Annotated in this window: 7 protein-coding genes and 2 pseudogenes; 4 read left to right on the forward strand and 5 right to left on the reverse strand. The window is 66.9% G+C overall.

Annotation, left to right across the window (positions count from 1 at the left end):
- Positions 1-95: 95 nt before the first annotated feature.
- From ACZ4M5_RS34590 to ACZ4M5_RS34600, 3 genes are all read right to left on the reverse strand, one after another.
- Positions 96-722 (reverse strand): transposase, encoded by a 627-nt coding sequence (locus tag ACZ4M5_RS34590; RefSeq protein WP_467743053.1) that lies wholly within the window; start codon positions 720-722, stop codon positions 96-98.
- A 338-nt stretch (positions 723-1,060) separates the two neighbouring features.
- Positions 1,061-1,699, reverse strand: coding sequence for a transposase family protein (locus tag ACZ4M5_RS34595; protein WP_467743055.1), 639 nt, complete (start codon positions 1,697-1,699; stop codon positions 1,061-1,063).
- Positions 1,700-1,979: 280 nt separating this feature from the next.
- Complete coding sequence (locus ACZ4M5_RS34600) at positions 1,980-2,840, reverse strand: NAD(P)H-binding protein (RefSeq protein ID WP_467743057.1); 861 nt, start codon at positions 2,838-2,840, stop codon at positions 1,980-1,982.
- A gap of 375 nt (positions 2,841-3,215) precedes the next feature.
- On the opposite strand from ACZ4M5_RS34600, the gene ACZ4M5_RS34605 reads away from it, so the two are divergent.
- From ACZ4M5_RS34605 to ACZ4M5_RS34615, 3 genes and pseudogenes are all read left to right on the forward strand, one after another.
- Positions 3,216-3,344, forward strand: a complete 129-nt coding sequence (locus ACZ4M5_RS34605; protein WP_467743059.1) for a hypothetical protein — start codon at positions 3,216-3,218, stop codon at positions 3,342-3,344.
- Between the two features lie 156 nt (positions 3,345-3,500).
- Positions 3,501-3,836 (forward strand): annotated as a pseudogene (locus ACZ4M5_RS34610) (ATP-dependent DNA ligase); the annotation flags it as partial.
- 313 nt (positions 3,837-4,149) lie between these two features.
- Positions 4,150-4,416, forward strand: a complete 267-nt coding sequence (locus ACZ4M5_RS34615; protein WP_467743068.1) for a hypothetical protein — start codon at positions 4,150-4,152, stop codon at positions 4,414-4,416.
- 315 nt (positions 4,417-4,731) lie between these two features.
- On the opposite strand, the gene ACZ4M5_RS34620 is transcribed toward ACZ4M5_RS34615, so the two are convergent.
- Positions 4,732-5,040 (reverse strand): hypothetical protein, encoded by a 309-nt coding sequence (locus tag ACZ4M5_RS34620; RefSeq protein ID WP_467743062.1) that lies wholly within the window; start codon positions 5,038-5,040, stop codon positions 4,732-4,734.
- A gap of 124 nt (positions 5,041-5,164) precedes the next feature.
- Positions 5,165-5,638 (reverse strand): hypothetical protein, encoded by a 474-nt coding sequence (locus ACZ4M5_RS34625; RefSeq protein WP_467743065.1) that lies wholly within the window; start codon positions 5,636-5,638, stop codon positions 5,165-5,167.
- 547 nt (positions 5,639-6,185) lie between these two features.
- Between ACZ4M5_RS34625 and ACZ4M5_RS34630 the strand changes: the two are divergent.
- Positions 6,186-6,486: pseudogene (locus tag ACZ4M5_RS34630) on the forward strand (hypothetical protein); the annotation flags it as partial.

A 6,486-nucleotide genomic window follows, 5' to 3' on the forward strand; every position in this document is an offset into this window, starting at 1 on the left:
CTCTGCACGGACGGCCTTGGGACGCCTACGCGGCATCGCCCTTTCGGATCAACATGAGGCCATCCTGCCACTGCTGGGCACCTGTTTGCGCAGTGTCACTGGAGCAGGATCATCTTGCGGAGGAGTTCAAATCCGGCTCGGCCGTAGAGCTGGCGCTTGATCTTCTTGATGCGGTTGACGGCGCCCTCGATACTGCCGGAGCTCCAGTCGAGGGTGAGCCCAGCTGTCACGGCGTCAAGGTCCCGCAGAAGGTGGAGCGCGAAGCCGGTGAGACGGGGGAGCTGGCTGTCATCGACTGCGTCGATCCAGGCGGGGAGTGTGGAGCCGAGGCGGTCGGTGAGTATCTCGCCGAAGTCGCGGACGTGGCCGGCGGCTGTGTCCAGTTCGGGGAAGCGTGCAAGGACATCCTTAAGGCCCGCTCGGTCTTCCTCGCTCAGCGTAGTGGGGTGTCGGGTAAGCCAGCCGGTCACCTGACACACCGTCGGAGGCCGGGGTGGCGTGCCGGCGGGAGTCCCGCGGAGGGTGGCGATGTAGGCGCGGACCATCTGGTAGGTGACGGGCGCGTTGTCGGCAACGAGTTCACTGTGTAGGTGGGTGACGCTGGTGCATCGCTCAGCGAAGCGTCGCTCCAGGTAGGGCTTGTAGGGGTCCAGTCTGCTGGGACGGGGCCGGTTCTCGCGGATGATGTCCTGCCAGCGTGCGGCGTTCGCGTACCGGAGCACGGTGTTGAGCCCCAGCCCAGGTGCCGGGCAATCGCCCGGCGTGAGTGACCTTGGGCGAGTAGTTCGTGGACCAGGGCGTGTGCGGCCTTCTTCCGCTCGGCTCGTCGGCCGACAGGCACCGGGGTGTCCTGCGGCCGGCGGGATGCCAGTCGTGTGGCCTCCGGCAGCATGCCGTCGGGCAAAGGATTGCGCAGGCAGTCGCGGTGGGCGGCGACGCAGGTCTCCACGGCCCGGCCGAGGCCCTGCCACAGATGGAACCGGTCAGCGACCTGCAGAGCATCGGGGGCACCGCGGCGGGCGCCCTCGTCGTAGGCTCCCGCCCGGTCCCGACAGATGATCTACACACCGGGATGACGGACCAGCCAGGCGGCCAGTGGCCCGGCTTCACGCGTCGGCAGCACATCGACTACCCGACGGCCTTCGACGCTGGTCAAGACGGTGGAATAGGTCTGGCCGCGACGAATCGCGAAGTCGTCAACACCCAACACGCCCGGCGTGTCGAACCTTGGGTCGGGCAATGCCATGACCCTGCGTAACAGGGTCATCCGTCCCACGCCGAAACCCAGCTGGGCGGCAAGCCGAGCGCCGGCCCGCCCGGCCAATGCGAGCCCCACTTGCTCCAAGGCGTGGTTGAGTCGAGTCGTGAACCGTGCCTGCGGGGCAGCCAGCCGGGAGAACGGCTCGGCGAATGTCCGGCGCGGGCAGTCCGCCGAGCCGCAGATGAAGCGCCGGACCGTCAGGCGGATCACGAAGCCCTGCTCAGCGAGCGGAAGGTCCTTCAGTCTGCGCTGATATCGGTCGTGGACTCGGTCGGAGAATCGACCGCAGTCGGGACATGCAGCCCCAGCCGCGTGGCCTCTCGCCACCACCTCGACCATGCCGAACGCGGCCGTCACCGCCTCGACATCCGCCTCGTCGACCCCCTTGAACACCAGCGAGCCCCAGAACGGTGCATCGGTCTGCATGACCAGCACCATCACCGTCCACCAGCGGACGCAGCAGCGACCTGGCCGCACCTGAGGGAGCGTCAATTCTGATCGCCGGGGGACAAGGCGTACGCGGTCTCATACGAACCATCTCCTCGCAATCGAACACCGGGGTAACACTCCGCGACGACTCCCCAAGATCTGTGCCAGAACCGAGTTTTGACGGCACTGAGGTGCTTGCCACGGGAGCATGGGGAAGCTCCTAGTGAAAAGTCGTGGTCATGCCGCAGATGTCGAAGGTCCAGCTGCACGCGGCCTTCGATGGCGAACGTCACCCGGGACACGGCGGGTGGGGGAATGTGACGGGCCCGTTCCCGCGGAAGGCGTCGGCGTGTGCGACGGCCCATTGTGCGAAGGTCCGCGGCGGGCGGCCGACAACTTCCTCGACCGTTGAAGTCACCCTGGCCACCGTCTCAGGCACGGTCGCCCACATGTGCAGCATGAACTCGATGCCCTCCTCGGGCCACCCTTCAGCCCGCCAGTGCCGACGTGCCTGATCATCGGTCAGCTCGGTGAAACGGATCTCACGGCCGGTCGCCGCCGCGATGGCGGACACCTTGTCGGCCGGCATGAGTGCTTCGGGGCCCGACACGATGAGGCTTCTTCCCGCATAGCCGCCCCTTGCAAGCACGGTCGCAGCAACGGCGGCGACGTCCGCCTCGTCGGCCGAAGCAGTCCTGCGGTTCGCGTACGGCTCGCGAACCTCCGCCGTACGCCGGATGACCTCAGCCCACCCCAGTGCGTTCGACATCAGGTCGATCGGCCAGATGAACGTCCACTCCATGCCGCTGTCACGGACGGCTTTGCCCAGCTCTCCTTCACCGGGCGACAGGACCGTCAGCCGCTGCACGCCCGCCTCGGCGGCCATCCCCATGATCTGCGGCCCCGTCTGCAACGGGGCGTGGTCGTGCCCGGTGGCTCCGAGCAGGTGCACGGCGGAGACTCCATTGAGAGCCGCGGCCATTGTCTGCGGCTTCGTAAGGTCGCCGCCCACCACTTCGACATCGTCGGGCAGGCTGGTCGCCTCGGCCGGGGTGCGCGTGAGCGCGCGAACCGTCTGTCCGGCCTGCCGAAGTCGCTCGACCACGTGGCGCCCCAGAGTCCCCGTCGCACCAGTAACCAGAATTGTCACGTCACTCCTTGCCTGCTGCCTGTTCAGGCGGGCACCGCGCTGAGCGATGGCCGAGCCGCGTTGACTGGTCGCAGACGAAAGTACGTGGCAACTAGGTCAGATGCTGCCCTCGATCCGACCGGGGCACGGACCGCGCCGCACACCACTGGCTCCAGCCATACGGGAACAAGGTCCTCACTGGCGGCGGGCCGTCCCATGCAGTGGCGTCAGCTCTCGTGAACAATCGCGCAATCGCTGATCGCCGACTGCCTCCCGAACCGATGGACAGACGCTGCCGTTTGAGGTGAATGAAGCCACACACAAGGCAGCCCTCAGGCGCGGTTCACCCGCTGTGGGTGAGGCCAGTGCCGCACCGGGCCTGGTTCGCTTACACGCGTGGCCCGCTCCCTTGCGGCGCGCCTGTACGAGTTCCGTGTCAACGGCCCCGTCACCACCGACGCAGCCCAGGCATTCCACGAACTCGACACCGCGCAGATCGGCAACCAGACCGTCCTGTACGGCTAGGTACTGGACCACACGCACCTGCTCGACCTGCTGGACCGCTTCCGCACCTACGGCCTGCATCTCATCGAGATGCGTCCGGCGCCCGCGTAGCGGAGCAACTCTCGGGTGATCCCCCATCTCCCGACTGGTGTGTGCCGACGTGGAAGGGATCCGGGCATGACCTGGTCGTTGCCCGAACCGATACTCACCGTGGCCGTGGACAGCCCTGCCCTGCCCGCCGGGTACGCGGCGGAGCCGAAGTGGGACGGCTTCCGCGCGCAGCTGGCTGTGCACGGCGATGGGCGGGTGCTGCTGCGCTCTCGCCAGGGCACCGACATGACCGGCTCCTTCCCGGAAATCCGGGCCGCCGCCCTCGCGCAGCTTCCGCCCGACACCGGGCTCGATGGTGAGCTGGTGGTGTGGGAGACCGGCAGACTGGCGTTCGAGCGGCTGCAGCAGCGCCTGGCCCGACGCGGCAAAGGCGCGAGCGAGGCCGCGGACCAGTGGCCGACGCACTACGTCGTGGTGTATGGCGCCGGTGATGGAGAAGTGGGGTCCGAGCGTGCGGTACGTCAAGACGCAGCCGTAGCCGCCTCGAAGGAGCCCGCACCGGGCTCGTCACCGGCCGCGGCACCACCCTGCGCCCCAGAGGCTGACGGCGGCCGGGCTACCTCTCAGGCTGCACGAACTTGCGTGGCTAACCTCCCGCATCCGCAGACTTCCGGTCGTGTCGGAGCTGTCACCCCGCGACGCAAAGGGTGCACCCCGCTCATGATCCACGCCCGCATGCGGCAGGCGCATGCCCATACCCAAGGGGAACACTTCCGTGAGCATCACGTTCAACCTCGCCACTGTTCTGGTGGTGGGGGCCGCTCTGGCCATCGACTGTCTGGTGTACCGCTGGCTGGCGCCAGCCACCGAGACCGTGAACACGACGACGACCAAGGGGGAGCGGCTGCTGGCCGCCGCCTCCGCGGCGGCGGCCGTCGTCACCATTGGAGCCTTTCTCGTTTCCGGGATCGAAGCCGTCGAGCCCGATTCGGGGAGCCAGGCTCCCGCTTCGACGGCTGCGCGCAATGAGGCCGCCCCGTAGATCCGGCACCGAACGCGACCGTACGAACGGGCGTCCAGGTGGAAGGGGCATGGCTCATGTGGAGGCTACCTGAGCCGATGCTCGCCACCCCCGTGCGCGATCCCGAACTCCCTCCAGGATGGGCAGCCGAGGTGAAGTGGGATGGGTTCCGGGCGCTGGTGTCCGTCGGCGCGACGGAAGGTGGTGCTGCGCTCCCGCGAGACACCGAGATGGCGCCGGCGTTTTCCGGAGATCGCGGCCGGCGCCGCGCAGCTGCCGGACACGACCGCGCTGCGCTGCCACCGTGCATCGTCCTGTCAGGCGGGACTTGCCGTTCTATGCGGCTGTGCCGTCGATGACGCGGTAGGCGACGTACAGCCCGTACAAGGCAAGGAGCAGGCCGAGGAATCGTGTCCACGCGGGCAAGGCGCGGCGTTGGTGGGTGTTCCACATGCGTCGCAGGCGTACGACGGCGGAAACGGCACCGAGCGCGGCGATCGCCGCGAACACGCAGAACACCACCGGCCGATCACCTGCGGGCGCGTTCTGCACTCCGGCGTTGCCGACGATGAGCAACAGGTAGGGGGCAATGTACTGAGCCGGGCTGAACTCCCGAACCCTCTCAGAGCTACCGGAATCGGTCATGGGATGCCTCCGAAGCGTGGTAGGTGTCGGCATGAATGTGCGCCCCACGGCAGGGGGAACAACCGTGGGGCGCACATGGGTGGTGAAGCCCCCGGGGAGGGGCCGTATTACATCACCGCGTACTTCACAGGATGATGTCGATGAGCCACTCGATGGCGGTCTTGACGGAGATCGCGCCGCCCAGGGTCAGGGTCTTCTTCACCCAGCCCGGGAGGGAGTTCCACTTCTCCTTGAAGTAGCCCTTGCCCTTCTTCGCCCAGTCGGTCAGCTTCTTCTGCCAGGAGTCGGGCAGCGCCTTGAAGGCCTTCTTCAGCGCCTTCTTCTTCAGCTTGTCCAGCCAGCCCTTGGCGGCGACGTCGTCGCCGGCGTAGACGGCTGTGATCTCCGTCTGGGTGAGGCCTTCTTCTCTCAGGAGCTGCTGGCCCTCAGCGGAGTCGAGGTAACTGACGAACGCCTCGTGCGAGGAGAACTCGAACTCGGGGTCGAAGTCCGCGGGGGCGGAGGCGGAAGCGGCCATCTCGCGCTGCTCGTGGGCCTGCGCCGCTGTAGTACCAGCGACACCGAGAGTGAGGGCAGCGAGAGCAGTGACCGCACTCATGCGGATATGCCGACGATTCACTATCGTGGTCCTTTGGGTAAGACGGTGCGGGCGCTGCCTCCCGGTGCACTGATGGCCTGGAAACCGTGTGCGTCGGAAAGGGTGGTGCCCGCACCCCCGGGCGTCCGTGCCGGGGGCGCCTCAGAACTCTCGATCACCAGTTCCAGATGGTGAGACGCATATGCCCTGAAACTTCCCCCGCTTCGGAACTGGTGCACAGGGAAATCCTCACAAAACCGGCAGTCAGACGCGGACGATCTACCGCAAATCGGGCGCCGAAAAGATCAAACCGGACTGGCCACTACCGCCACCCCGAAACCTCAGATTCCGCTCAACTCCCGTACAGCCGCAGGTCATTCCCCCTCAGGCAACAGCGTCGAGACCCTCGAGAACGTCACACCAGCGACGAAGGCGGCCCCCAGAGCACGGGCAAGGCGGCTGCTGCACCAATGTCTTGAAAGCGACCGAACTATCCACCCCTAGTCTGAGCGGCCACTCCTGCTCCGGGCGGACGCCCCGGCACACCGCGGTTGGAATCCTGTCGATCATGACAACTGCAGCCCCTGACCTTGCACGCTTCGCCTATCACCGCATGGCCCGCCGCACCGGCCGGCACCGCTGGTGGCGACCACTGCTCGGCACAGTGTTGTTTCTCCCGAGCTGGCTCGTGCTCATCCTCCTGCTCTACGCCTTCTCCTACGTCCTCGGAACGGCAGCTGGATATCCGGAACTACCCGACGGTGGAGTGGACTTAGAGGTCCTAACAAAGGCGTTGGACGTGGCGGTGGGTGATGAGGCAGGTGGCGAGGCCGAGGAAGGCTTCGTGGATGTCGTCGCGTTTCTCCCAG

It is taken from the genome of Streptomyces sp. NPDC026246 (genome assembly GCF_055567995.1).

Coding starts and splice junctions, on each gene's coding strand:
- ACZ4M5_RS34595 (WP_467743055.1), bottom strand. CDS start 1,699: ATGGTGCTGGTCATGCAGACCGATGCACCGTTCTGGGGCTCGCTGGTG.
- ACZ4M5_RS34620 (WP_467743062.1), bottom strand. CDS start 5,040: ATGACCGATTCCGGTAGCTCTGAGAGGGTTCGGGAGTTCAGCCCGGCT.
- ACZ4M5_RS34625 (WP_467743065.1), bottom strand. CDS start 5,638: ATGAGTGCGGTCACTGCTCTCGCTGCCCTCACTCTCGGTGTCGCTGGT.